General features: G+C 55.4%; 23 protein-coding genes and 5 pseudogenes. 22 read left to right on the top strand and 6 right to left on the bottom strand.

All coding sequences use genetic code 11. The features are described 5' to 3' along the window. Positions 1-95: 95 nt before the first annotated feature. From RE418_RS19115 to RE418_RS19050, 14 genes and pseudogenes are all read left to right on the top strand, one after another. A complete protein-coding gene (locus RE418_RS19115) occupies positions 96-527 on the top strand; it encodes a DcrB-related protein (protein WP_049206109.1) in 432 nt (143 codons plus the stop codon). Positions 528-558: 31 nt separating this feature from the next. Further along, a pseudogene (locus tag RE418_RS19110) lies at positions 559-3,063 on the top strand (PAAR domain-containing protein); the annotation flags it as partial. Positions 3,064-3,491: 428 nt separating this feature from the next. After that, positions 3,492-4,037 (top strand): SMI1/KNR4 family protein, encoded by a 546-nt coding sequence (locus RE418_RS19105; protein WP_089180876.1) that lies wholly within the window; start codon positions 3,492-3,494, stop codon positions 4,035-4,037. A gap of 125 nt (positions 4,038-4,162) precedes the next feature. After that, positions 4,163-4,975, top strand: a pseudogene (locus RE418_RS19100) (RHS repeat-associated core domain-containing protein); the annotation flags it as partial. A gap of 3 nt (positions 4,976-4,978) precedes the next feature. Further along, positions 4,979-5,413, top strand: coding sequence for a hypothetical protein (locus RE418_RS19095; protein WP_089180877.1), 435 nt, complete (start codon positions 4,979-4,981; stop codon positions 5,411-5,413). Between the two features lie 510 nt (positions 5,414-5,923). After that, positions 5,924-6,888: pseudogene (locus RE418_RS19090) on the top strand (RHS repeat domain-containing protein); the annotation flags it as partial. A gap of 3 nt (positions 6,889-6,891) precedes the next feature. After that, positions 6,892-7,245 carry a hypothetical protein gene (locus tag RE418_RS19085; RefSeq protein WP_089180878.1) on the top strand — a complete coding sequence of 118 codons (354 nt, stop codon included), beginning with the start codon at positions 6,892-6,894 and terminating at the stop codon, positions 7,243-7,245. A gap of 148 nt (positions 7,246-7,393) precedes the next feature. After that, a pseudogene (locus RE418_RS19080) lies at positions 7,394-8,569 on the top strand (RHS repeat domain-containing protein); the annotation flags it as partial. 14 nt (positions 8,570-8,583) lie between these two features. Continuing rightward, the gene (locus RE418_RS19075; protein WP_197783095.1) at positions 8,584-8,952 is read left to right on the top strand and encodes a hypothetical protein; all 369 of its coding nucleotides are present in this window, start codon (positions 8,584-8,586) and stop codon (positions 8,950-8,952) included. A 163-nt stretch (positions 8,953-9,115) separates the two neighbouring features. Continuing rightward, complete coding sequence (locus tag RE418_RS19070) at positions 9,116-9,574, top strand: hypothetical protein (protein ID WP_075686905.1); 459 nt, start codon at positions 9,116-9,118, stop codon at positions 9,572-9,574. 3 nt (positions 9,575-9,577) lie between these two features. Continuing rightward, positions 9,578-9,988, top strand: coding sequence for a hypothetical protein (locus RE418_RS19065; protein WP_089180879.1), 411 nt, complete (start codon positions 9,578-9,580; stop codon positions 9,986-9,988). Between the two features lie 31 nt (positions 9,989-10,019). Beyond that, on the top strand, positions 10,020-10,349 hold the full coding sequence (locus RE418_RS19060; protein WP_016927797.1) for a hypothetical protein: 330 nt from the start codon (positions 10,020-10,022) through the stop codon (positions 10,347-10,349). Position 10,350: 1 nt separating this feature from the next. Further along, the gene (locus RE418_RS19055; protein ID WP_089180880.1) at positions 10,351-10,818 is read left to right on the top strand and encodes a hypothetical protein; all 468 of its coding nucleotides are present in this window, start codon (positions 10,351-10,353) and stop codon (positions 10,816-10,818) included. 75 nt (positions 10,819-10,893) lie between these two features. Then, entirely contained in the window at positions 10,894-11,274 is a 381-nt protein-coding gene (locus RE418_RS19050; RefSeq protein ID WP_089180881.1) for a hypothetical protein, read from the top strand. 66 nt (positions 11,275-11,340) lie between these two features. Here the strand turns inward: RE418_RS19050 and RE418_RS19045 are convergent, their stop codons facing one another. Both RE418_RS19045 and RE418_RS19040 read right to left on the bottom strand, forming a co-directional pair. Further along, positions 11,341-12,237: a PhzF family phenazine biosynthesis protein gene (locus RE418_RS19045; protein WP_089180882.1), complete on the bottom strand. Its 897-nt coding sequence runs from the start codon at positions 12,235-12,237 to the stop codon at positions 11,341-11,343. A gap of 54 nt (positions 12,238-12,291) precedes the next feature. Further along, the gene (locus RE418_RS19040) at positions 12,292-13,209 is read right to left on the bottom strand and encodes a DMT family transporter (RefSeq protein ID WP_043143836.1); all 918 of its coding nucleotides are present in this window, start codon (positions 13,207-13,209) and stop codon (positions 12,292-12,294) included. A 181-nt stretch (positions 13,210-13,390) separates the two neighbouring features. Between RE418_RS19040 and RE418_RS19035 the strand changes: the two are divergent. From RE418_RS19035 to RE418_RS19020, 4 genes and pseudogenes are all read left to right on the top strand, one after another. Next, positions 13,391-14,234, top strand: a pseudogene (locus tag RE418_RS19035) (helix-turn-helix domain-containing protein). A gap of 17 nt (positions 14,235-14,251) precedes the next feature. Continuing rightward, the gene (locus RE418_RS19030; RefSeq protein WP_043143840.1) at positions 14,252-14,686 is read left to right on the top strand and encodes a glyoxalase/bleomycin resistance/dioxygenase family protein; all 435 of its coding nucleotides are present in this window, start codon (positions 14,252-14,254) and stop codon (positions 14,684-14,686) included. 310 nt (positions 14,687-14,996) lie between these two features. Further along, positions 14,997-15,449: a MoaF-related domain-containing protein gene (locus RE418_RS19025; RefSeq protein ID WP_028127408.1), complete on the top strand. Its 453-nt coding sequence runs from the start codon at positions 14,997-14,999 to the stop codon at positions 15,447-15,449. A gap of 9 nt (positions 15,450-15,458) precedes the next feature. Then, entirely contained in the window at positions 15,459-15,950 is a 492-nt protein-coding gene (locus RE418_RS19020; RefSeq protein ID WP_025302780.1) for an ester cyclase, read from the top strand. Positions 15,951-16,121: 171 nt separating this feature from the next. On the opposite strand, the gene RE418_RS19015 is transcribed toward RE418_RS19020, so the two are convergent. Then, the gene (locus RE418_RS19015; RefSeq protein ID WP_004940721.1) at positions 16,122-17,321 is read right to left on the bottom strand and encodes a multidrug efflux MFS transporter; all 1,200 of its coding nucleotides are present in this window, start codon (positions 17,319-17,321) and stop codon (positions 16,122-16,124) included. Between the two features lie 251 nt (positions 17,322-17,572). Here RE418_RS19015 and RE418_RS19010 point away from each other — a divergent pair, with 251 nt between their 5' ends. Then, positions 17,573-18,022, top strand: coding sequence for a MarR family winged helix-turn-helix transcriptional regulator (locus RE418_RS19010; protein ID WP_089180883.1), 450 nt, complete (start codon positions 17,573-17,575; stop codon positions 18,020-18,022). A 36-nt stretch (positions 18,023-18,058) separates the two neighbouring features. On the opposite strand, the gene RE418_RS19005 is transcribed toward RE418_RS19010, so the two are convergent. Continuing rightward, entirely contained in the window at positions 18,059-18,340 is a 282-nt protein-coding gene (locus RE418_RS19005; protein WP_004940713.1) for a YjcB family protein, read from the bottom strand. A 294-nt stretch (positions 18,341-18,634) separates the two neighbouring features. Here RE418_RS19005 and mrdA point away from each other — a divergent pair, with 294 nt between their 5' ends. After that, a complete protein-coding gene (mrdA, locus tag RE418_RS19000) occupies positions 18,635-20,560 on the top strand; it encodes a penicillin-binding protein 2 (protein ID WP_089180884.1) in 1,926 nt (641 codons plus the stop codon). Between the two features lie 107 nt (positions 20,561-20,667). Further along, complete coding sequence (locus RE418_RS18995) at positions 20,668-22,386, top strand: penicillin-binding transpeptidase domain-containing protein (protein WP_043142739.1); 1,719 nt, start codon at positions 20,668-20,670, stop codon at positions 22,384-22,386. Between the two features lie 6 nt (positions 22,387-22,392). On the opposite strand, the gene RE418_RS18990 is transcribed toward RE418_RS18995, so the two are convergent. Together RE418_RS18990 and RE418_RS18985 are read right to left on the bottom strand one after the other, a co-directional pair. Next, a complete protein-coding gene (locus RE418_RS18990) occupies positions 22,393-22,788 on the bottom strand; it encodes a polyketide cyclase (protein ID WP_089180885.1) in 396 nt (131 codons plus the stop codon). Between the two features lie 49 nt (positions 22,789-22,837). Beyond that, positions 22,838-24,076: a hypothetical protein gene (locus RE418_RS18985; RefSeq protein ID WP_089180886.1), complete on the bottom strand. Its 1,239-nt coding sequence runs from the start codon at positions 24,074-24,076 to the stop codon at positions 22,838-22,840. 414 nt (positions 24,077-24,490) lie between these two features. Between RE418_RS18985 and RE418_RS18980 the strand changes: the two genes are divergently transcribed. Beyond that, positions 24,491-26,038 (top strand): methyl-accepting chemotaxis protein, encoded by a 1,548-nt coding sequence (locus RE418_RS18980; RefSeq protein WP_399676302.1) that lies wholly within the window; start codon positions 24,491-24,493, stop codon positions 26,036-26,038. Positions 26,039-26,174: the final 136 nt, after the last annotated feature.

Here is a 26,174-nt window from a genome sequence, read left to right as displayed (position 1 = left end):
CGGTCACGCCGCGCAACATTGGCGGCGCCTGATGGTTTTATTTCAAGGCTAAGTTATGCGATGCTTAAGCATTATTTATGCAAAAGGATCCTCGCATGTCCGCTTTATCCCGCTGCGCTTTCAGCGAAGGCAGCGTCGCTTTGCCGGAAGGCTATGCCGATCGCACGGTCAACGTCCTGTTGGCCGGCGATGATGTTTCCCCCTCAGTCAATATTTCCCGCGATGCGCTGCAGCCGGAGGAGAACCTGGAAGGCTACGTCACCCGCCAGCTCGATGCGCTGGCACAGGGGCTGAAAGGTTGGGCGTTCAAAAGCCGCGAGCCGGCGACGCTGGGCGATGGGCTGGCCGCCGGTGAATGGGTGCGCGCCAGCTACCTGCGCGACGGCAAACGCATCTGGCAGAACCAGGCGGTGTTCGCCCTGGCGGAAGGCCGGGTGCTGGTGTTCACCCTGGCGATGGCGCGCAAGCTGACGCCACAAGATGACGCGCTGTTGCAGCAGGTGCTGAGCAGCTACCGGGCGGCCTAACGATGAACTCTTTGCGTAAAAGGACCTTACGATGACCGAAGCGGCCCGCGTCGGCGATACCATCGGGCATTCCCATGCCCTGGCCGGCATGATTGCCGGCACCCTTGTCGGCGGCCTGATCGCCGCCGCAGGCGCGGTGGCGGCGGGTGCGCTGTTCGTCGCCGGCCTGGCGGCTTCCTGTATTGGCGTCGGCGTGCTGCTCATCGGCGCCAGCCTGGCGGTGGGGTATCTCACCGGGGAGGCGGCCACCGCGGCGCGCGACGGCATTGCCGACGCCGGTGCCGGTAGCCTGACCCCCAAAGGCAATATCGTCACCGGCTCCCCCAACGTTTTCATCAACGGCAAACCCGCCGCGCTCGCCACCAACAGCCAGGTGGCCTGCAGCGACGACGGCCCGAGTATGCAGATGGCGCAGGGCTCCGACAAGGTCAGCATCAACGGCCAGCCCGCTCGCGCGTGGGGGACAAAACCAACTGCGACGCGCAGGTGATGGAAGGTTCGCCCAACGTGTTTATCGGCGGCGGCACCGTCACACCTTGCCGATCAAGCCCGAAGTGCCGGATTGGCTGTATAAGGTCTCCGATCTGACGCTGCTGTTCGCCGGGCTGGTGGGCGGCGTGGGCGGCGCCGCCGGCAAGCTGGGGGCGCTCGGCAAACTGCTGGGCAAACTGCCCGGCATCAACAAACTGGCGCGCATCGCCTGCCGAGCCGGCACCCTGATGACCGCGACCGCCGCCGTCGGCATTATCGCCCGGCCGGTGGATATCGTCAGCGGCCAGAAATTCCTCGACGGCGAAGACGATCTCGATTTCGTGCTGCCATCGCGCCTGCCGGTCGCCTGGCAGCGCTATTGGCGCAGCGGCAACCCCGGCGACGGCGTGCTGGGCCGCGGCTGGAACCTGTTCTGGGAGAGCAGCCTGCAGCCGTATCAGGACGGCCTGGTGTGGCGCGCGCCTTCCGGCGACTTCGTCGCTTTCCCCAGGGTGCCGCGCGGCCACAAAACCTATTGCGAAGCCGAAAAATGCTGGCTGATGCACAACGACGACGGCAGCTGGCAGCTGTTTGACGTCGGCGAACAGATTTTCCACTACCCGCCGCTGGCGGGCGAGCAGCCGAGCCGGCTCAGCATGATCACCGACGCCATCGGCAACGCCACCTCGCTGTTTTACGACGACGAGGGGCTGCTGAGCGAACTGGTGGACAGCGCGGGCAGCGCCTGATGTGCCGCTATGCGCAGGGCCGCCTGCGCGAAGTGGCGCTGCAAACCGCCGAAGGCGAACGGACGCTGGCGCGCTACGGTTACGATGAGCAGGGCCAACTGACGACGGTGAGCAACCGCGCCGGTGAGGTAACGCGCCGCTTTGGCTGGCGCGACGGCCTGATGATCAGCCACCAGGACGCCGCCGGGCTGCTGAACGAATACCAATGGCAAGAGATCGACGGCGTGCCGCGCGTGACGGCCTACCGCAACAGCGCCGGAGAATCCCTTGAGTTCGGTTACGACTTCGCCGGCGGGCGCCGCAGCGCGGTGCGCGGCGACGGCAAGCGCGCGGAGTGGCGGCTGGATGACGACGACAACGTGGCGCAGTACACCGATTTCGACCAGCGCCGCTACGGTTTTATCTACCAACGCGGCGAGCTGTGCAGCGTGCTGCTGCCCGGCGGCGCGCAGCGCCGGAGCGAATGGGACCCTTACGGCCGCCTGTTGTCGGAGACCGACCCGCTCGGCCGCGTGACGCGCTATCAATATTCGCGCAACAGCGGCCGGCTGTTCGCCGTCGCGTACCCGGACGGCAGCAGCGAGGCGCAGCACTGGGACACGCTGGGGCGCCCGACGCGTTATGTCGATGCGCTGGGCAATGCCACGCTGTACCGCTATCCGGATGACGAAGAGAGCCTGCCGGCCAGCGTGATCGACGCGCTGGGCGGGGAAGTGAAGCTGGAGTGGGACGCCCGCGGCCAGCTGACGCGCTACACCGACTGTTCCGGCAGCGTCACGGCTTATACCTACGGTGCGCTGGGGCAACTGACGGCGCAGACCGATGCCGAAGGCCACCAGACGCGCTACCTGTGGGATAACGGCGGCCGCCTGCATACCCTGATCCACCCGGACGGCGGCGAAGAGCGCTTTAACTGGAACGCGCACGGCCAGCTGGCCGAACATCAGGACGCGCTGGGCAGCCAGACCCGCTGGCAGTACAACGCCCTGGGGCTGCCGGTCAGCATCACCGATCGCATCAACCGCACCCGGCGCTATCACTACAGCCCGCAGGGTTGGCTGACGCGGCTGGAGAACGGCAACGGCGGCGAATACCGCTTCAGCTACGATGCGGTGGGCCGCGTGCTGACCGAAGAGCGCCCGGACGACACCCGCCACTATTATCGCTACGGCGCGGCCGGGCTGCTGGAAGAGCACCGTGAGGTCGGCCTGCCGGGCAGCGCGGGCGAGCTGACGCAGCGCGAACAGCGCTTCCGCTTCACGAGGCCGGGCAATGGTCTGGGCGGCAACGAAGGCGGGTTGAACCTTTATCAGTATGCGCCGAACCCGCTGATGTGGGTGGATCCGTTTGGGTTATCTGGAACTCGAATTCCGAGGACAAATGGCCATTGGGATGGCGTTCCTGGTGAAAGTAATTGGTATTCTTATAAGCCAGCGGTAAATGCCGTTACAAATAATCAGCCAATACCATTCTCTAATGGGCGGCCAGATTTTTCTCCATGGTCAAAAGGAAGCATAACTTTTGAAAATGGTGTTCTGGATGGCACTGAAAAAGATTTCCCTAAAGTATACAAAGCAATAGCTAAAGAGAAGGGCATTACGCAAAGTGCTGCCCAAAAATTATTGCGTAAAAATAAACTAACTCCACACCATCTTAGTAATACAGAGATAATATTGGTACCTCGTGGGTTGCATGGAAATGTACCACATATAGGCTCTGCATCAGATATGAGGAATGGAAAAAAATGTTGAAAAAGCTAGAAAAACTTGGTGCTGCTCTGAGTAAACTATCGAATGGGGTAGATGACCCTTTATTCAAGAAACTTAAAAATTACTCTGGTGCTTTACCGAGTGAATATTGTGATTTTTTGGTTAACTTTAGCCAGGGAGCTGAGTTTGACTCTTTAATCGTTTATAAAGGAGTTGAAGCCTCTCCTTGGGCAAGTAAAGATGGATATGATTCACTGGAGTATTTCTATGGATTAAGTAATTCAGAGGGAGAGGGGGATGTCTTTGAGTTCATTGAAATGTATAAGGATGATCTTGGGAGCCAATGGTTACCCATAGCATCATCAGATGGTGGTAATCAAATATGTCTTTGCCTAACGGGGAAAATGGTTGGACAAATCTGGTTCTGGGATCATGAGGCAGACCCTTTATATGATGAAAATCAAGTAATATCAGGGTTGTCACTAGCTGCTTACGATTTGAAAGATTTCATTTTTCGCCTTGAAATTGATAAGGAAGAACCTGATATATCAGGGGTAAAGAAAGTCGTTTTAGATTTTTGAATATATTTATGCTCTTTAAAAATAAACTAAAAGAGCAATAACGAAACTGGTCCTTAGGGTGTTTTTACCTACGCCCACAGAACGACATCAACGCGTACCTGCCGTTGGTGCCGATCGCCGACAACCGGCAGGTGCAGGAGCAGCGCGACGACGGTAGCCGCCGCAGCTGGAGCTACGATCCGGCCAGCCCGTGGAGCCCGCTGGCGGCGCTGGAGCAGGCGGGCGACAGCCGCTCGGCGGATATTTACTGGTATCACACCGATCTGAACAGCGCGCCGCTGGAAGTGACCGACGCGGCGGGCAACCTGTGCTGGTCCGGTCAATACGACACCTTCGGCAAGCTGCAGGGCCAGACGGTGGCCGGCGCGGCGAAGCGGCAGGGCGCGCAATATCAGCAGCCGCTGCGTTACGCCGGGCAATATCAGGACGACGAAAGCGGCCTGCACTACAACCTGTTCCGCTACTACGAACCCGAGGTGGGGCGTTTCACCACGCAGGATCCGATAGGGCTGCGTGGCGGGTTGAACCTTTATCAGTATGCGCCGAACCCGCTGATGTGGGTGGACCCGTTTGGGTTGAGTATTGAATGGGTTAATCCATCAGATATCAATTTCTCACAGAGAACAATATCTGCAAATGATTATGCCGAGATCATGAAAAAAGGAGAATGGGATTGGGGGCGTTCTCCTCTAAATGTATTAGAGGTTGATGGCCAATTAGTCACATATGATAATAGAAGGTTAGATGCTGCTTTGGAAGCAGGTGTAGAGAAAGTTGCTGTTCAACGTGTTGACCCTAATGCTGTTCATCCTTCATCTACGACAGGAAAAACATGGCAGCAAAAATTCCAAGAGCGTTTCAAAGACCGCAGAAATGTTAAAGCTGGCGGTGTGGTTCCGGATAAAGGGCTCAATAACCGACCTAAGAGGTGTCCATAAAAAATGAAGAATGTAATTACTGAACTGTGGGAAGCTGGTGAATTACCGATTAAAAATGCTCTGTATTTTTCAGATGGTAGAGCTGAGTTGATCGATATCATATCCTACCCCACGCCTAAAGTATCTAAATCGGGACGTTTCGATTTTTGTGAGTTCTATGAAAAAAATAAAGATGAGATTACTACAATTGGTGTAATAAAAAAAATTAATTTGAGTTGTGGTGGATACTTATGCTTAGGGGAGGGGAGTTATGGCTCAGAAGGTTTTATCGCTTATTTGGATCGCGAAGAAAAACTAGTTTGGGTTATTTACTCGGAAAACTCCAACCCCTTCGTTTCTGCAACCATATTACGTGATTCAACGGTTGCTATAGATTCAAGTGCTGGATTTCGACTGAAGGTCAATGTGCTAAAACCTGAGGAAATGGTGATAGTTTGATTGCTGAGTGTGCAGGAATTGAATGAGGAAATAAAGAAAATGGAGGGTTGTCATGAGGTTTTTTATCTGTGATGACGGTTATCCATCTATAGAAGCTAATGGTGATTTTAGGATACTGATTGACTTTTTAAAGGATGATATCTAAAGAAGTATCTATGGTGTCAATGAGTTTATTGAGGCTTGTAAGCTTGTAAGAACTGGGTCTCTGCCATTTTGGGAGGGGACGGGGAACTCTCATACTATAACTATTAAACCTAACGGTGTGGAGATTTTTAATGAGTACACCGAGGAGTCTATGATTGTTTCGAGTATAGATGAGTTTGAGGGGTATCTTGAGAAATGGAAGCATCTAATTTCAAATACAAGTGGCTTGTGAGAGTGAGAGGGATAAATAATATACTTTAACGCTAAAAAATTAGGTTCAGCGAGGCGTTCTTTAGAAATAAGGATGAACTGGTTTATATAAGTCTGCAAAACGATATCCTCGCGCACCTGCCGCTGGTGCCGATCGCCGACAACCGGCAGGTGCAGGTGCACTGCCGCGGCCCGCAGGGCGAATTCGAGGCGCAGTACCATTACGACGCGCGCTGGGCCGCTGCAGGAGCAGCGCGACGACGGTAGCCGCCGCAGCTGGAGCTACGATCCGGCCAGCCCGTGGAGCCCACTGGCGGCGCTGGAGCAGGCGGGCGACAGCCGCTCGGCGGATATCTACTGGTATCACACCGATCTGAACAGCGCGCCGCTGGAAGTGACCGACGCCGGCGGGCAACCTGTGCTGGTCCGGGCAGTACGACACCTTCGGCAAGCTGCAGGGCCAGACGGTGGCCGGCGCGGCGAAGCGGCAGGGCGCGCAGTATCAGCAGCCGCTGCGCTACGCCGGGCAATACCAGGACGACGAAAGCGGCCTGCACTACAACCTGTTCCGCTACTACGAGCCCGAGGTGGGGCGTTTCACCACGCAGGATCCGATAGGGTTGCGCGGTGGGTTGAACCTGTATCAGTATGCGCCGAACCCGCTGATGTGGGTGGATCCGTTGGGGTTATCTGTAGAAGGAGTTCCACATGGCTTTAATAGTTTCGGCCAATTTAAACAGTTCGGTGAAGCATTACAGGCAGGAATGAGTAAATTAGGATATCCCGGCACAGTTTCATATATGCAAGGAAGCTCCGTATCGGGGGTAAGTTTCTCTACAGGTCAACCATTTGATGTTGGCCGTGTTAGTGATTTTGACGTTGCTATTTCACATCCTGAGCTATATCAAAAAGCAGAGCAGCTGGGAATAGGAAAAGGAGGGCGCACTGGACCAATTGATATGGGTAGTGAAATGGCTAAGAAATTAGGTATTGATGATACATTGCAAAAATTATCCAAAATGTCAGGAGGTAGACCTGTGAACGCAATGGTCTTTGAGTCTGCTGCTGAAGTTAAGGCTAAAGGAAAGGGAACTAGAATACCTGGTAAATGTGGTGGATAAATTATGAAAAAATCATATTTTTTAAAATATGGCAGTATTATATCAAAAAAAGAAGCGAGCAAATTACTGGACGATAAATGGGATATAACTTGCTCGGAGTATGATAGCTCCTATTTTGGTGTTTACTTTGCATATACTGGCCTTTATGCGGACAAGTTAACCATTACTGATAATTATATTCCTCACTCTAATGAGTGGTTAGAGGAGGATAACAAAGAGTTTAGCACGATAATTAAGGTGTCTTTCACTAATGGGAAGAATCCAGAAAAACTCAGTAGGTACAAATTCTTGAAGAATGCGTTTAATCAACTTGATGGATTATCGATCATAAGTGATGAGTGCATCGAAGAAGAGTGACCGACAAGCTGTCGAAAGGATCCTTTCTTTGGGGCACTTTAGTGTGCAGCATTAAATATGAGATATAAGATCAAAGCTTGAAAAGGAGATATTAGGTTCTTTAAAAATAAAAAATGAAGAGTAAAAACATTAGATTGTTAGTTGCATCAAAGGCCGCCTGCTGCAACACAGCGAACCCAATCAGGGTAAACCGGGCGCGCGGCTGGTGTACGATCTGGCGGATAACCTGCAGGGCGAGCGCAGAGCAACCTGATCAGCCGGCGCAACGGCCTGTACGAACAGCACTACCGCTACGACGCCGACAACCGGCTGGTGCGGGCGCACGGCCGCGGCCCCGCAGGGCGAATTCGAGGCGCAGTATCATTACGACGCGCTGGGCCGCCGCAGCCGCAAGGTGGTGCGCTACAAGGGCAAAACCGAACAGACGACCCGTTTCCTGTGGCAGGGTTACCGGTTGCTGCAGGAGCAGCGCGACGACGGCAGCCGCCGCAGCTGGAGCTACGATCCGGCCAGCCCGTGGAGCCCGCTGGCGGCGCTGGAGCAGGCGGGCGACAGCCGCTCGACAGATATTTACTGGTATCACACCGATCTGAACAGCGCGCCGCTGGAGGTGACCGACGCGGCGGGCAACCTGTGCTGGTCCGGGCAATACGACACCTTCGGCAAGCTGCAGGGCCAGACGGTGGCCGGCGCGGCGAAGCGGCAGGGCGCGCAATACCAGCAGCCGCTGCGCTACGCCGGGCAATATCAGGACGACGAAAGCGGCCTGCACTACAACCTGTTCCGCTACTACGAACCCGAGGTGGGGCGTTTCACCACGCAGGATCCAATAGGGTTGCGTGGCGGGTTGAACCTTTATAGATATGCTCCAAATCCTTTGGGATGGATAGATCCTCTAGGACTTAGTGGCTTAAATAGCCTTCAGCAACAAATTGATGAGATTCTATTGGAACATCTTCCTGCTATACAGAAGATAGATCCAAACGCAACCGTTGGATATAGAGGTAGTGCTGCAAGTGGAATAAGTAAGTCCCATGATCCTGCGATTGCTAGACCTATTAACATGAATGATTTCGATGTTGATGGATTTATTAAGTCGGATTACTTAGCGAGTTCACCTGAGTTTAGGAACAGACGCCGGGACGCATCTAAGCTTGGGGGGATGAAATCAATAGAGGAGTCTATCGATTCGAAGTTAAGGCAGAAATTCCCAGGGTTAAGAAATGAACCATTTGGGTTTAGGGTGTTCTACACCCATGAGTTAGATGATCTGGCTAGAAAAGGCGACGTCCAAAGAAGGTTAGGGCGTTCCGGATGTTCATGAAATGGAGAGTGGCTGTGAACGAGAATAGGCAATTAGGTATTTTATTATTGGAAGACATTCCATTTGATAAGCTGCTTATTAAGCTGGAAAGGGCGTTTGGTGTTTCACTTCCTTGTGAAGATGATAAGGGGCGCTATGTGGCAAAAGCAGAGCTAGATGATTATAATATAGAGGTTATAGATAGAGTTGATAGATTAGGGGATGTTCTTTGTGATGATAATCATGTGATCGACGTGAAAATAAAATCTAATGATTTTTTTAATCCAGACTTTGAGAGAAAAATAAAAAAAATACTAAGAGATGGAGATGTGAAGTGGAAGGATGGAATTTGGACTAAGCTTCATAGGGATGAGGATTATAGAGTCGTCTATCCTGACTCTTAGTGTTCACGTTAACAATGTAACCATTTCTAAATCTGCGTTAGAGCCGACAATTCTCAGTCGGTTCTAAATATCTAGAGTAAAAAAGTATCTAAAAGCAGGTTTGATAATTTTGAAATATCCATCCATAAACATTGATAAATCATTTTATATTACGGTGTCTAACATGATTGATTTTAACGCTAGGATTGTGTCTGGTGTTTCCATAGGGAATGTCGTTCTAAATGAAAATATTTCATTATATATTAATGAGATGCAATCCAGATTTAGCGTTAAGATTAAAAATCACTCACTACCTGACGGGAGTGAGCGAAAGTCATATACAGTCGATAATACCTTATCCGTCATAACTGATAAAGACGGTGTCATTTTGTCACTTGGATGTAATGCTCATTACCAAGGGGGCTACAATGGAATCATATTCCCCGGAATGGAAATAACAGATATAATCAAGCTGACGATATCACAGAAAATATACAATGGTTCAATAGTTATTAATGATGATTTTGGTATTTCGTTTATCCTCCCATGCCCATATGATGAGATTGCCGATGCGATAAACGATATTCCTGGCGGGGTGATAATAAACGAAATTTTCGTATCTGATTTTTCATTCTGGCGTTAGCTTATGGAACATATGAGTGAATTTAGTGAGAATATAATTAAATATGGGGTGGGTGATATAATTGTTACTGGCTACATAGATTCGGATACACCACCGGTTTTTCATCCGATGTATGACAGGGTTTACTTTATATCCGGTGAGGTTATATTTGAATTTTACATTGATGATGATGGGGTTGTTAATTCGCATTTAGTTGAAAACATCTCTCCGTGGTTTGAGGTAGATGTGGATGATCAATTTTCCATGATGTCAATCTATTCACAAGCTTTTAAAACTGAACGGGAAGTTAAAATAATTGCAGTGAATTATAGTGAAGAGCCGTTCTCAGTGTTCATCGTCAGGTATAAAGATGGTGACCATGAAAATTCACTGTATTTAGAGCCAAAGAGTTTTTTTGGCTTTTTGATTTCATAGAAAAAAACCATGGAATGATTAGGAGTTCAATGTGAGCAAGGAATTAAAGCTTGATGTTATGAATAACAAAAATGACTTGATTGAAGGGACTTTTTGCCACTCGCTTTTTGAGAGGTCGTTCTTTGATGAAAAGCTGTTAAGTGACTTAATAAATAATTCAGGGGCATTTTTAAAAGAAAACGAATGTGATAAGGATGTTTTAAATTTGCTATCATGGATTGTCAATGGTGTTGATCAGTGTTTTACATCCCATAATGATGAAAATGACTATTATTTAATTGAAAACTACTCTGTGGCATTGGAAAATAGGTGGGTGCTTTTGTGGCGGTCAAAAATTGATAAAATAATTGGCGGGAAGTAAAATGGATATCAAGAAAATACAAGAGAAATGGGAGCATGGTCAGTTAATTGGAGTGGATCTCATCGCAAGTAAAAACAATACAGCAAGAGAGATAAATATTTACTCTGAAGAAAGTGATGGCTTCAAAAATACTTTTAATAAGGAGTATGGCATTTCATATGGGAGTGTTATTTCGTTAAGCTCACTTATTAAGAAACGTGATGATTTGTGGTCTGAAATTCAAATAAACAACAAGGTATTGCTTCCTGATGGTGACGTTTTATTTTGCGGGGAGGGCGAAATGGGGAGTGATGGTTTTATTGTCAGAGCAGATAAGTATAATAAATTAAAATGGTTCATGTACTCTACGACCTCTAACCCATTTCTTGATGTTATAAGGTTAAACGGTCGGCTGCATATAAAATCCACGTTGGGTTTTTATCTTGACTTCGGTATCGCTGACAATGATATTTTTCTGAGAAATAAATGAGTGATATTTTTCTAATTGACATCATTAGTATTAAACCTAATAATCAATGAGTTTTTAATTTGATGCAGATTACCAATGATTAACAAATCTAGTCTGGTTGATGGTATCCTTTTTCGAGATGAGAATGACTCGAATGAAACTGTAGTTTTCAATTTTTATACTTGGGTGGAAATGCTTAAAGCGATCATTGTTAAATATGCGCAAAAGTCTGAAAGTGACGCGGAGTTATTGGTTTTATCATCGAGCTTAGTGTGCAAGCCTATCAACAGTTATACGGCTGTCTGTCTCAGGAGCCATGAAATTGAATATCATTGGGCAATGCTGATAGCTTATGGTGAACAGTATTGGCTGAAAGGCGTAGAATCCAAACAGCCTGATGGCTACTTTGACTGGGGTGCGCAACATAGGAAAGAACATAACTTAGCAGAGGAAAGCTTTGTTTTTAGCAATTCATGAATCGCGATCCGATAGGGTAAACACCCCTCCAAATGTCCAACGCCTTCCTTATCCTACATCTCCAAACTAAATACCCAATGTGCCGTTAATCAGGGTGCGGCAGTGCCCGCCGATCCAGGGTTCGCCGTCAATAAAGCGCACGCTCACGCGGCCATCTCGATTCAGTTGGGTGCCCTGGCGCACCAGGTAGCCCTGTGCGGTCTGGCCGCCGTCTGGGAAGCGGCTGGCTTGCAGCAAGCGCGCCAGGCAGGCGTTGGCGCTGCCGGTCACCGGATCTTCAATCAAAACACCGCATTCCACCATAAACGCACGCATTTCGTAATCGGCCGGTTCGGTTGCGGGGCAGGCGCCATAAATCACCACGCCATCCACATCACACGCCGTTTGCAGCTGTTTAATCGTGGCCTGATCCGGCGTCACCGCCAGGCAGGACTGCGCGTCCGGCAGGCGCACCATCAGCCAGCGAATACCCATCTCGGCAATCACCGGCAGGGGGCTTGCTGCAATCATCGCGGGCCGTAAAGCGGCCATCAGCCGTTCTGTTTCCTCAGCCGCCATTGGGCTGAGCTCAACTTCGGGCGCGGCGAACGCCAAGGTGCCTTCCGGCTGGATATTGACCGCCACCAGGCCGACGCCGCATTCCTGCATCACCGTCCCAGGCCGTTTAGGTGCCAATCCGGCTTCCAGCAGGGCGTAGGCGGTGCCCAGCGTCGGGTGGCCGGCGAAGGGCAGCTCTTTTTCGGTGGTGAAAATGCGCACCTTATAATCCGCCACCGGGTGCGTCGGTTTAAGCACAAAGGTGGTTTCCGAAAGGTTGGTCCAACGGGCCAATGCCAGCATCTGCGCGTCGTTCAGCCCTTCGGCCTCCAGCACCACCGCCACGGGATTGCCGAGCAGCGGCGTGGCGGTGAAAACGTCCACCTGTTTGTAGGCGCGGGGTGTCACATCATCACTTCTGAGCATTGGCCATCATCCGTTATCAACAAAACCTGATGATAACGATATTCGCCAATGGCTTCAAAGGGTTGAGTTTTGTTTTGAGATATCTGCCCGTCGCCACTTCAGCCCCGGCTTGGCGAACATCACCAGGTTGCCCAGCAGGATCAGGCACAGGCCCAGCACGGCGTTGAAGTGCCACTGATAGCCTTCGTAGATCGTTGAGATGGTCAGCGCCACCAGCGGGAACAGCAGGGTGCTGTAGGCCGCCGCGCCGGCGCCGATGCGGCCGAGCAGGCTGAAGTAAGCGGCGAAGGCGATCACCGATCCGAAGAGCGCCAGGTACAGCAGGGAGCCGATATAGCGGCTGCTGTATTCCATCTGGAACGACGCGCCCTGTGCCAGGGCGATCAGCGCCATCAACAGCGCGCCGTAGGTCATGGCGTAGGTGTTGGTGGAAAAGATATCCAGCCCGCGGCGCTGATGGCGTGCGCTGATCATATTGCCCAGCGAGAAGCCGTAGGTGCCGAGCGCGCTCAGGCCGATGCCTTTAAGCAGCTCCGGCGCCATGCGGGTGGCGGCCAGATCTTGCCAGAACAGCGCCACGATGCCGGTCAACCCCAGCAGCGCCGCCGGCAGCAGGTTGGGACTGGGGCGCTGGCGGAAAAACAGCAGGCTGTTGAGGGCGTTGAACAGCACCGCCATCGAGAAGATCACCGATTCCAGCCCGCTGCTGATGTAAGCCGCCGCGTGGTAAAAGCAGAAGAAGTTGAAGCCGAACACGCAGCAGCCCTGCAGCACGCAGAACAGATGATCGCGCGGGGCGAGACGGCGCAGGCGGCGCGTTAACAACAGCACGGCGAACATCACCGCGGCGGAAATGGCGAAGCGGTAAGCGATTGAGACGGGAATGGCCACCGGGCCTTCCTGTTGCAGGGTGATCGCAATCCAGGTGGTGCCCCAAATCAGCACCACGGCGAGGTACAACAGCGCATTCATTCTATTTGTTACTCCGAAAAAACCGATGGCGCAGTATCCGCTTTGGCGCGCGGCGGCGCTTGCAGCGCTTTGCGCTCAGTTGCATATTCTTGCGCTTTTTTTGCCAAAAGCGCGGGGCGGCGGCTGGTATGCGGCGGCGCCACTCTTTACACTGTCGGCATGTCGAACAACGGGGCCGGCGATGTCCAACTATCAGGCGTTTGAAACACTGCGTGAGCACAAGGCGCGGCTGCACGGCAGCGTGCTGCTGGGCACCGGCGTGGAGCTGGCCGCCTGGTCCAACTGCAACGATCGCGTCACGCAGGAAAGCGCCGACCACCATACCCTGAGCCTGTACGTCGCCGACGGCTATGAGTGCTACCAGCAGGTGCCGGGCGGCTGGCGCAACGGCGGCGGGCCGGATCGGTTCTGCATCATGCCGCGCCAATACGCCTCCACCTGGGATGTGCGATTGCACCGATGGGCATCTGCGGCAGCTGGCGGAGCAAACCTGGGATCGCAGCCCGGCGGCGATCAACGTGGAGCCGCGCAGCTTCGGCGAAGATCCGCAGATCACGCTGCTGTACCGCCAGTTTTTGCTCAACTGCGATTGGCAAGACAGCGCCAATCTGCTGGCGCTCAGCAGCGCGTCGAACCTGCTGATGTCACACCTGATCCAGCGTTACAGCCAGCTGCAGTGGAAGCTGCCGCCGGTGCGCGGCGGCCTGGCTCCTGCGGTAGCCCGGCGGGTGCGGGAATATATCGCAAGCCACCTCGATCGGCCTTTGCTGTTGGCGGATCTGGCGGCGCAGGCCGGGTTGAGCGAATACCATTTCGCCCGCATGTTCAAGCACGCCACCGGCCTGGCGCCGCACCAGTTCGTGATGCGCGCCCGGCTGCAGCGGGCGGAACAGCTGTTGCGGCATAGCCAACAGCCGATCACCGAGATCGCGCTGGCGTGCGGCTTCAGTTCCGCCAGCCATTTCAGCAACCGCTTCAAGGCGGCCTATGGATTTGCTCCGCTGCAGGTGCGGCTGGGGCGCTAACCGAAAGGGAGTGCAGCATGGATCAACAGTTTGCCGGGCTGGGCGTGTTGTTTGTCGCCGGATTCGGGCCCATCACGCGTGAGAGCGACGAGAGTAAGGCATTTTATGTCGAGGCGCTGGGGCTGCCGCTCAAGCCGATGCCGGGCAACGAAACCTATCTGCTGTCGGAGCAAGGCGCGCTGGACGGGGTGAAGCATTTTGCCCTGTGGCCGCTGGCGCAGGCGGCGCAGTCCTGCTTTGGCGACGATCGCTGGCCGGCGGATCTCGCGGTGCCGCAGGCGTGGATCGAGTTTGACGTAGCCGACATGGCGGTAGCCACCCAGAGGCTGGTCGATCGCGGTTATCGGCTGTTGGTCGCCAACCGCGAAGAGCCGTGGGGGCAAAGCGTTACTCGGTTGCTCAGCCCGGAAGGACTGCTGGTTGGCGTCACCTACACGCCCTGGTTGCGTTAAACGCCGTGCTGTTCGCCGCCGTTTCGCAGCGGCGGGCGGCCTAAGAACAAATACGCATTAGCTTAAAGCGATCTGCGCTATAGACCTATCGAATCCCCGAGTTGTTTCCTTCCCTGAAAGCAGTAATCCCGTTCATTGCGTAAAAACCAAGGGCCAGAACGCGCTATTGCCATGCCATTTTACGGCGATTTTCCCCCGTCTTTTTTTGTCGCCAGGTGCCTGATGGGAATAGAGATTATTCTTATATTTCCATCAATGCTTAAGAAATAATAATGATTCTCGTTTTCAACCACGGAAAGGAGAAGGAACGATGAAAACAGTGAAACGAACGGGCATCGCGCTGGCGATAGCCCTGACTTTCCCCCTGGCATTGCCTGCCGCTATGGCGGCGCAACCCTCCCTGACAAACAGTAAGGCGGCGACGATGACGGAAAAACACGGGCAGTTCATTGCGGTCGGTAAAGTGGTGCAGGTGACCTTCGGCGATTTCGCCTTCAAGCTGGATTTTACCGATGACAAGACCATGACCTTCACCGGTATCGGCGAGGCGTCGCAGGGCATTACCGACACGGTACAGTACACCGCGGTGGAGATTCGGCCGAAGGTCTACATGGTTTATTGGCACGAACCGCAGTCCGGCGACAACGTGACGCATATCGAGGACTTTGAGCGCGGCGAGGTGTACACCAACATCGCCGCCAAGGACGGCAGCTTCACCCATCTGAAAGGGCAGCTGAAAATCGTAGGTCACTCAGGAAACTAAGGAGCAGTTATGAAAAAGGCATTGATCGCCTGTGCGATCGTCGGCGGCTTGCTGGCGAGTTACCCGGCGTTGTCAACGGATCAGGCGGCGTCGCAAAAGTCGGCCGGCAAGGGCGGCTATCATCATGCCCAGCAAAAGCTGAAGGTGGTGGAAGATCTGTACGCGGGCTTCTTCAACCGCCACGACATCGGCGTGGCGCAGAGGCTGATTGTGGAAAACTACAAGCAGCATAACCCGTTCGTCGGCGACGGCATCAAGCCGTTCCTCGATTTCTTCAGCCAGACCTTTAAAGACAATCCGCAATACAGCGCCAAAATATACCGCAGCGCGGTCAACGGCGATCTGGTCTACGTTCACGTCAAATACCAAAATAACCCGCAGGATCGCGGCACCGCCAGCGTGGATATTTATCGGGTGAACGATCAGGGGAAAATCACCGAGCATTGGGACGTCAATCAGGATGTGCCGGAAAAATCGGCTAACGACAATACCATGTTCTGAGCCACAAGGGCCGCTGCGGCGGCCCTCTACGCGCCTGCAACACTTTATTTACTTACATAAATATTAAATGACCGCCGCGTCGAGTAGGCTACGGCCGCCTTTGGCAGTGGTGGTACGGTTGATGGGCGTCATTGTCCCGCCACTGCTTGAGGCGTTTCCCCACATTCCCCGTTATCCCGCACGTTGATTTTCCACTTTTTTGAACTGATGACGCAGCTGCAGCGCATTGCAAAGCACCAAGACTGCCGTGACGGCGAACACCCAACGGAACCCCATCATCGCCGAAATGCCCGATCCCAGCAGTGGGCCAACCACGTTGCCCAGGTACATAAAGGATTGGTTATAGCCGAAGATGCGCCCGGTCACCTGATCGGAGGAATACTTCAGCAGCAGCGCCTGCACCGCCGGCATCAGCGCGCCGTCGGCAAAACCCAGTAGGAAGCGCAGAATGCCCAGCTGCAGCGGCGTATTGACCCAGGCCATCACGGCGAACAGGCCGGTGGTGAACAGCAGCGCGGCGATCAGGATGCGCGCGGTGCCGATGCGATCGCCGAGCCGCCCGAGGCGCGGCGCCGAGATCAGCGCCGCAATGCCGGGCACGGCGGCGATCATGCCGCTGACAAAGGCGATATTGCTGACGTCGCCCGATAGCTCGCGAATGAACAGCGTCAGGATCGGGCTGATGGACGAGTTAGCCAGCTGGATCATCAGGGTACAAACGAACAGGGTGACGATCAGCGTCGGATAGGGCAGCGAACGGAATACCGCCTTGCCGCTCAGCTGATCCGCTTTTTTCACCGTGATGCGCCGCTCTTTAATCAGGAACAGCGTCACCAGGAAGCTGACGAACATCAGCCCGGCGGTGACGAAAAATACCACCCGCAGCCCCAGATGGTCGGCCATGAGCCCGCCCAACAGCGGCCCGGCGATCACGCCGGAGATCTGCCCGGTAGAGAGCGTGCCCAGCGCCCAGCCGCTTTTATCACGCGGCGCCTGCGAGGCGACCAGCGCCATGGCGTTGGGAATATAGCCGGACGTCAGCCCCATCAGGGCGCGCAGCGCGAACAGCTGCCACACGTTAGTGGCCAGCCCCTGCAGCGCGATGACGATCGCCATGCCCAGCGAGGCGCGCAGCAGCATCAGCTTGCGGCCTTTGCGGTCGGCCAGGCTGCCCCACAGCGGCGAGACCACCGCCGAGACCAAAAAGGTGCCGCTGAACACCAGCCCGGACCACAGGCTGAGGGATTGGTGATCGCTGACGCCGAGCTGTTCGACGTACAGCGGCAGAAAAGGGAGGATTTGGCTCATCGCCAGCCCGGTGAAGAAACACCCGAGCCAGACCGAGATCAGATTGACTTTCCACGCTTCCATCGGCTTACCGTACCACGTTGAATAAGGAGGGATTTATTAAGCAAAATAATAATAACACTGCAAATTAATCGGCGAGGGGCAAATGCGTGAGCAAACGTAACCCTGCCGATGCAGTGTCTTTTTTGCTATATATTAATAGCTATATTATCATAGGTAACTAGGTTAAGCCAGAGCGGCGCGGTAGCCAGGCAGGGCACTGCGCGATCCGGCGGTGTGAAAGCAGGGATAAACTGAACGCTAGATTGATGCCAATGAAAAAAGATCACCCTGAAGACGTGACGCTGCTGCGCACGCAGTTAATGTCGCTGGTGCGCCGTTTGCGGCGCGAGTCGCGTAGCGACGAAAAATCCTGGGCCCAGCTGATGCTGTTGGGGGCTATCGATCGCCACGGCGGCGAGGCGACGCCGTCGCTGCTGGCGGAATCGGAGCGCATGCGTTCCTCTAATCTGGCGGCCGCGTTGCGTGAGCTGGAGGCCGACGGGCTGCTGGTGCGCACGCCGGATGCCGAAGATAAACGCCGGGTGCGGGTACGCCTGACGCCCGCCGGGCTAGGCCTGCTGCAGCAAAGCCGCAGCCGACGCGAGGCGTGGCTGCTGGCGGCGATGGAAAGTTGTTTAACGGAGCAAGAACAGGCGCTGTTGGTTGAGGCGGGGGCGTTGATGGCGCGGCTGGCGGCGGCGCCGTCAACGGACGCGGAATAATCGCTGGGCGGCCGGTGCGCCGCCCCCGCTGCGAGATTACGGCATCGGCCAATCGGCCGGCATGGTGCTGACCACGTCCACGTAGCGATCCCAGGCCGATGACCAGAACTGGGTGAAGGCTTCCAGGGTAAGGTGGATGCCCATCAGGCCCATCACGAACCAGCAGGCGGTAAACAGGCCCAGGCTGCTGAACATGAACGCCATGCCGTTACGGCTGGTTTTACGGCAAACGACGTTTAACTGGCTGGCGAAGAACATCATCACGGCGCTCAGCAACTCCCAGCGCATCATGACTAAACCGGTGGCAATGGTACTCATCGAACTCGATCCTATGTAACAAAAAGCCGCATCCGGCAGGGCGCCGACAGGGAAATGCGGGGGGGTAACGGGAATAATGTGATTTAGATCACATTGTAGCATTGGGGCGAACGGCGGCTCAATGGGGATCGCGGTGAAAAAATCGCCGCCGGTAACATTCCAATATGCTGAAACAGTTATGCCATTTCATTAGCAACCTTTTCATGGGGCGTCGCGCCCGATAACGCTATGCTTGCCGGCTTTTCAGCCCCCTGATTTTGCGGGGAAATGTGACGCAAAAGGTACCGGCACTGCATGGCCCTGTTAAAAGAAACAATTCGCGACCACTCTGCGGAAGAAAGGCTGTTTATCCGCCGGGCAGGCGTGGCGCTGTCGCTGGTGGTGGTGTGCTTCGGCGTATTGATCGTCAACCTCTACCGGCTGCAAATCCGCCAGCACGGCTTCTACCAGACGCGCTCCAACCAGAATGACATCAAGATGCTGCCGATCGCCCCCAGCCGCGGGCTGATCTTCGATCGTAACGGCACTCCGCTGGTGCGAAACGTGACACTGTATCGCATCGAGATCACGCCCAGCAAAATCACCGACATGGCGGCGCTGCTGCAGGCGCTGACGCCGATCGTCGACCTGACGCCGGAGGACATCAGCGCGTTTCGCGATGACATGCACCACAACAGCCGTTACAAGCCGGTGACGCTAAAAACCGGGCTGAGCGACACCGAAGTGGCGCGCTTTGCCGTCAATCAATACCGTTTCGACGGGGTGACGATCGATACCTATCAACAGCGTGAATATCCTTACGGCGCTCAGCTGGCGCACGTGCTGGGCTATGTGTCGAAGATCAACGATAGCGATCTCAAGCGCCTGGACAAGGCCGGCCTGAGCGAAAACTACGCCGCCGACCGCAACATCGGCAAACAGGGCATCGAAGCCTATTACGAGTCCGAGCTGCACGGCACCACCGGCTATCAGGAGGTGGAAGTGGATAACCACGGGCGGGTGATCCGCCTGCTGAAGGAGCAGCCGCCGAAGGCCGGCAAGAACATCTACCTGACGCTGGATCTGCCGCTGCAGCAGTACATTGAATCGGTGCTGAAGGGGCAACGCGCCGCGGTGGTGGTGGAAGATCCGCGCGACGGCGGCATTCTGGCGATGGTCTCCAGCCCCAGTTACGATCCCAATCCCTTCGTCAAAGGCATCGGCTATCAGGCCTATAAGGCGCTGCTCCGCAACCCGGATCTGCCCCTAATCAACCGCGTCACCCAGGGGCTGTACCCGCCGGCGTCCACGGTGAAGCCCTACATGGCCGTTTCGGCGCTGTTCGCCGGGGTGATCACGCCCACCACCACCTTTTTCGGCGCGCCGACCTGGACGCTGCCCGGCACTGAGCGCCGCTACCGCGACTGGCTGAAAACCGGCCACGGCATGCTCAACGTCACCAAAGCGATCGAGGAGTCCGCCGACACCTTCTTTTATCAGGTGGCGTATGAGATGGGCATCGATCGTATTCACCACTGGCTGAGCCAGTTCGGCTACGGCCAGTCCACCGGCATCGATCTGAACGAAGAGTATCGCGGCGTGCTGCCGAGCCGCGACTGGAAGCTGAAGGTGCACAAAAAAGGCTGGTATCAGGGGGATACGGTTTCGGTGGGCATCGGCCAGGGGTATTGGGTGGCGACGCCAATCCAGATGGTAAAAGCGCTGACCACGCTGATCAACAATGGCCAGGTGAAAACGCCGCATCTGCTGTATTCGCTGCAGCAGGGCAACCGGGTGACGCGCTACCAGCCGCCGGCGCAAGCGGCGCAGATCGGTGATCCCCACTCGCCTTACTGGGGCATCGTGCGCAACGGCATGTACGGCATGGCCAACCTGCCGAACGGCACCGGTTACAAGCTGTTCCATACCGCGCCGTACCAGATCGCCGCCAAATCCGGCACCTCGCAGGTGTTCAGCCTGAAGCAAAACCAGACCTACAACGCCAAAATGATCCCGGTGCGGCTACGCGATCACATCTTCTATACGCTGTTCGCGCCTTACAAAAACCCCCGGGTGGCGATGGCGCTGATCCTGGAAAACGGCGGTGGCGACGGCGTGGTGGCGGGGCCGACCGCACGCGCGATCCTCGACCATATTTTTGACCCGGCCAACGCGCCACAGCCCGGTGATATGCCGCAAAGTAAACCGCAGTTAAACGACAGTGCGGATGTGCAACGGTGATGCGGTTTGTTTTTACTTTCTTACAAACTGCAATCTCCTGACCATTTCCGGCAAGGTAGACTGAAATAACACCATAAACCGAATAAAAACGTAGGGTTAACACAACAGTGGCGCCATCGACCAAAAAGAGCGGTAAAACCTATTCCACAGTTCGTTTCGGCTGGATTTGCGCCGGCATGCTGGTCTGTTTTTTTCTGTTGGCGTTCAGGGTCGGCTACCTGCAGCTGCTGGAACACCAGCAGTTGGCGGATCAGGCCGACCAGCGTTCGATCCGCACCCAGGTGGTGCCGACCAACCGCGCTATGATCACCGATCGCAACGATGAGGCGCTGGCGGTCAGCGTGTCGTCCAAAGACATCGTGCTGGACCCGAAGCATATTCTCGATACCCAGACCGATACCGGTAACGAACGCTGGCAGAGTATGGCCAACGTGCTGAAGATCCCGCTGGCGGACATCCAGCATCTGATCCAGAGCAACGCGCACAAACGTTTTGTCTACCTGGCGCGCAAGGTGGAGGACGACAACGCCGCCTACATCAGCAAACTGCACCTGACCGGCGTCAGCGCCGAGCAGGATTTCAGCCGCTTTTATCCGATGGGCCAGGATGCCGCCGGGCTGATCGGTATCGTCGGCCAGGACAATCAGGGGCTGGAGGGCATCGAGCTGGGCTTCAATCCGCTGTTGCAGGGAAAAAACGGCCTGCGGGTCTATCAGAAGGATGGCAGCGGCGCGGTGATCGGCGTGCTCAAAAGCGTGGATCCGGTGCCACCGCCGAACGTGACGCTCAGCATCGACAAATTTATCCAGTACGTGCTCTATGCGCAGATCCGCGACGGCGTGGTGGCTAACCAGGCCGACTCCGGCTGTGCGGTACTGGTCAAGATCGACACCGGCGAAATCCTCGGTATGGCCAGCTATCCGTCGTTCAACCCGAACAACTATGGCAGCACGCCGGCGAAAGATATCCGCAACGTGTGCAGCAGCGACAGCTTCGAACCGGGTTCGACGGTGAAACCGGTGGTGGTGATGGTGGGGTTGGAACATAAGCTGATCCGGCCGGATACCGTGTTGGACACCACGCCGTATCGGGTGAACGGTCACCTGATCAAAGACGTCGGCCACTGGTCGAAACTGACCATCACCGGCGTGCTGCAAAAATCGAGCGACATCGCGGTATCGCACATTGCGCTGGCGCTGCCGGCCACCGTGCTGCCGGCGGTCTACCGTAGCTTTGGCCTGGGGCGGCCGACCGAGCTTGGCATCGGCAACGAGAGCAGCGGCTATCTGCCGCAGCACCGTGAACGCTGGGCCGATATCGAACGCGCTACCTTCTCCTTCGGCTATGGGCTGCGCGTGACGCCGCTGCAGATGGCACGCGAATATGCTGCTATCGGTTCCTTCGGCATTTATCGGCCGCTGTCGATCACCAAGGTGACGCCGCCGGTGATGGGGCAACGTATTCTGCCGGCGGATACGGTACGGTCCGTGGTGCATATGATGGAGAGCGACGCCTTGCCTGGCGGCAGCGGGGTGAGCGCCGCGGTACCGGGCTATCGGCTGGCGATCAAAACCGGTACCGCCGAGAAGATGGGCCCCAGCGGCAAATACGACGGCGGCTACATCAACTACACCGCCGGTGTGGCGCCGGCCAGCGATCCGCAGGTGGCGCTGGTGGTGATGGTCAACAACCCGAAAGCCGGCAAGCACTTCGGCGGTTCGGTGGCGGGGCCGGTGTTCGGCAAGATCATGGCCCAGGTGCTGGAGCACATGAATATCCTGCCGGATGCCCAACCGCTTAACGTGGTGTCGTCGGTCAAGAGCTGATGGGGATTAGCGCGATTCCAGCAGGCGCTTTAGCGCCTGCAGATCGGCGTTCACCAGCCCGGCATCGCGGGCGAACAGCGCGTCGTCCATCTCCGGTTGGCGGAACAGGGTGAAGATCACCTCGGTGCCGTGCCGGTTGGCGAGCGCGCGCAGCGGCACGTAGACCACGCCGCCGTTCGGCAGCGTCACCCAATGATCCAGCACGCCGAAGGCATTCGGCGCGCTGAAGCGAATACGAAGGTTTCCCTGTGGGGTGTCTGCCACCCATTCTTCATCTTCCTGCCGTAAACTGTTGGCCAACCCTTTGGCCCACAAGGGGAAATTTTCCGGCTGGCTGAGAAAGGCGTACACCTCGTCACAGGGGCGGTTGATGGCAATATGCAGCGTTTGCGCGCTCAGCATCGTGGCTTCTCCGGTTGGCGGTGATACTTCAGTGTAGATCTCGCCGTGCTCAGAAGTAGTAACCGATGTTCACGTTAGTGCGAAAATACCATTTATTGCTGCCGGAGGATTGCGTGCCGGTCCAACCGGTGGCGTTTTCCACGCCGCCCCACGGGTTGGCATTCTGCGCCCAGGTCAGGTCCACCCACAGCATCACCGGCATGGCGAACACCTGCACCCCCAGCGTATTCATTTTGGAGTCGGAACCGCCGTGCTTATCCTTCCAGAGCACGCTGTAATCGTTGTAGAACCGCAGCTTTTTCACCGGCCCCCAGGGTACGTCGACGTCGCGCGCCAGGTTGATGGCGGCGGTGGTGGCCTGCGACGGGATCAGATAGGCCGGCGTCAGGCCGTTGCCGCCCATCAGGATCACCGAATTGTTGGCCCCGGCCGGGCCTTTGGCATCGTAACCGTAGCGGATCACCTGGCCGGACAGATGCCAGGGATCGTTATTCACCAGCGTATGCAGGCCCGCCGCCCAGAAGCTGCCGTTATCGCCGGTAGCCTGGTTGTAGAGTCGTGAGGCTGCCAGCGAACCGCCGAGCTCATTGTCCCAGCCGCCCTGGTGGAAAGCGCGCGTCAGCCGCAGGTTTATCTGATCGCGTTTTTCGTTGCGCTGCAGGTGCTGTGACGCATAGTTGGTGTTTTTCAAATCGTCGTAGCTGGCGACGTCGGGGGCGTAACGCACGCCGGTCGGCATCATGCGCGGGTAATAGGCGGCGTCGAAGGCCCAATCGTCATGCTGATATTGGTATTTGGCGCCCAGCCCGGTGTTGACGCCAAAGCCGAGGTAAAACGGAATGCCGTACGACCAGCCGAACTGCGGGTAGGGCATCAGGCCGAACGGTTTGAACGGCGCGCCCAGTTGCACGGCGGAACGTTCAGACAGGTGATAGCCGACATAGGCGCGGTCGATGGCGTATTTGCGCCGATCCTGAAACCAGAATCCGCCATCGAAAAATGCATCGTTTACCTGGCCGACGGCATCGATGCGAAAAGCGTCAAAGCGTAAATGCGGAGGATTCCGATAATTGCTGCTGTGCCAGTCTTCATAGCGATAATTGGCGCGCAGTGCACCGCCGATATCAATATTCTTTTTATTATCCTCGCTTTGCCAATGAATATGCGGAAATGCCGGGCGGCTTTTTTTTACCGGCGCCGCGGTGGTGGCAACATCGTTGGGCAATGCGGAGACGGTTGCATAACTCACTGGTGAAACAAGGAAAAAACAAAGCGTGATCTTGCGCATAGCAGGCCCCTGAAGAAAATAGACTGTTTATTAAGGCGAGCGAGTTTCACCTGTGAACAGGGCATTTACGCTCATCGGTTTTATATTTGAGACGATTTTATTGAGCGTTTCATATATTAAATGCCGCGCCGGTTAATATATGAAACTTTGTTTCTTTTTTAATGGAAAAACTATAAATCCGGTATTAAACAAGTCAAGAAATAAAAATGAGAGTTGACGGGCAATACCGATTATTGGGGGATCTTGGCCGGCGGGGGCAATACAGAGCAGGCTGAAATAGTCGTGTCATCAATGCCCGTTAGACTCGCGGCATCCTGGTATGACTGACTAAAAATCATGAACATAAAACTGACACTGGGCCGCAGGGTAAAACCTGCGGCAGCGCTACCGCGTGCGTTTGGCTTCGGCAAGAGCATGGGCTTATTAAGCGGGGTAATTTGCGTTATCGCGCTATTTTCTCTGCTGCAATTGTTTTCCACCCTATTTATTTCCAATATTTTGCGCGACGCCAAGGTTAATCTGGTGACGGGCGATGCGTTGCATCGCCAGCAGGCGACAATGGATCGCGCCAGACTGTCGCTGCTGACGGCCAGCGATACCCTGAACCGTGCGGGCATCTATTATCTGCAGGATAAAGCCACCGGCTCCGAGGGCAGTTGGCATAGCCTGCTGGATGAATCGTTGGCGGCGTTGGCGGCTTCAAAGCAGGCCTTTGCCCGGTTCGAGCGCTTGAGTGCGGCTGCGCCCGAAGCGACGGGCGCCCTGAAAGACAGCTATCGTCTGTTCTATGACGGCCTGAAGGAACAGGCGCAAGGGTTGCAAAGCAGCGCCAGCGTCGATGCGTTTTTCGCCGTGCCGATCCAGGCGTTTCAGGCGGATTTCAACGAGAAGTATCTTGCCTACCAGACGCTGAACGAGCGGCGTGGCGATGACGTCAACGTGCGGCAATTGGCGGCGCTGGAGCAGGCCAAGATCTTTGCGTTTGGCGCGCTGGCGGCGCTGGTGCTGATTGCCGTGGGGGTCTGGGTCGGCGTCTCTCGCTGGGTTATCGCACCGCTGCAGCGGGCAATCGCGCACCTCAACGTGCTGGCCGCCGGCGATCTTTCGCGGCCGCTGCCGCCTGAGCGGGCGTTGAACCGCGAGATGCGTCAGCTGCAGACCAGCATTGGCCATATGCAAAACGGCCTGCAGCGGCTGGTGAGCGAGGTGCGCGATGCGGCGAGCGGGATCCTGAGTGGCGTCGGCCGGCTGGCGGACGGCAATCGCCAGTTGACGGCACAATCGGCGAAGCAGGACGGCGAATTGCAGTTGGCGACCGAGCACGTGCAGCAGCTGGCGGCGCGGGTGGAAGAAAACGGCCAATACGCCCAGCAGGCCAGCCAACGAACCGAACAAGCCCGGCAGTACGCCGGCGCCGGTGAGCAGATGATGGCAACCGTCAATGTTTCAATCCAAGGGATCGTCAACCAATCGGCCGAGATGCGTGGCATCGTCGCGCTGATCGACAGCGTGGCGTTCCAGACCCATATTCTGGCGCTGAATGCGGCAATCGAGGCGGCGCACGCTGGCGTTCATGGCCGCGGCTTTGCCATCGTAGCCAAAGAGGTGGGCCTGTTGGCGCAAAAGAGCAGCCATTCGACGCGCGATATTCAGCAGTTGATCAACCGTTCACTGCAGCAAATCGATCAAGGTTCGCAGGCGGTGGATCTGCTGACCGGCAACCTGCGCCAGATTATCGATCTGGTGAACAAATGCAGTGCCCTGATGAGGGAAATCTCGCTGGCGTCTTTCAATCAGGAGGAGAGCATTCAGGACGTGACGGCGCGCATTGCGGCGCTGAATCAGGTGGTGCAACAAACCGGCGCCGTGGTGAACGCGGTGACCGACGCTTCTCAGTCGCTGCAAGGCGAATCGGAACGGTTGGAAAAAGCGATGGCGCGTTTCAGGCTGCCTGTGCAATAAATAACCCTGACGCAGGTTAATGAATAATAAAGCTGCGCTAAACGTTATTTATTATTTTCCACCGCTGAGGGACGTTATTTCGATAAATAAAAAACAGACCGGCGCTTATGGATTAAAAAAGTGCCGGCCTGCAGAG

Source organism: Serratia sp. szju (assembly GCF_044594185.1).
Lineage (GTDB): Bacteria > Pseudomonadota > Gammaproteobacteria > Enterobacterales > Enterobacteriaceae > Serratia > Serratia bockelmannii.
The sequence above is the reverse complement of the archived record's forward strand: the minus strand, read 5'-3'. Positions and strand labels throughout refer to the sequence as shown.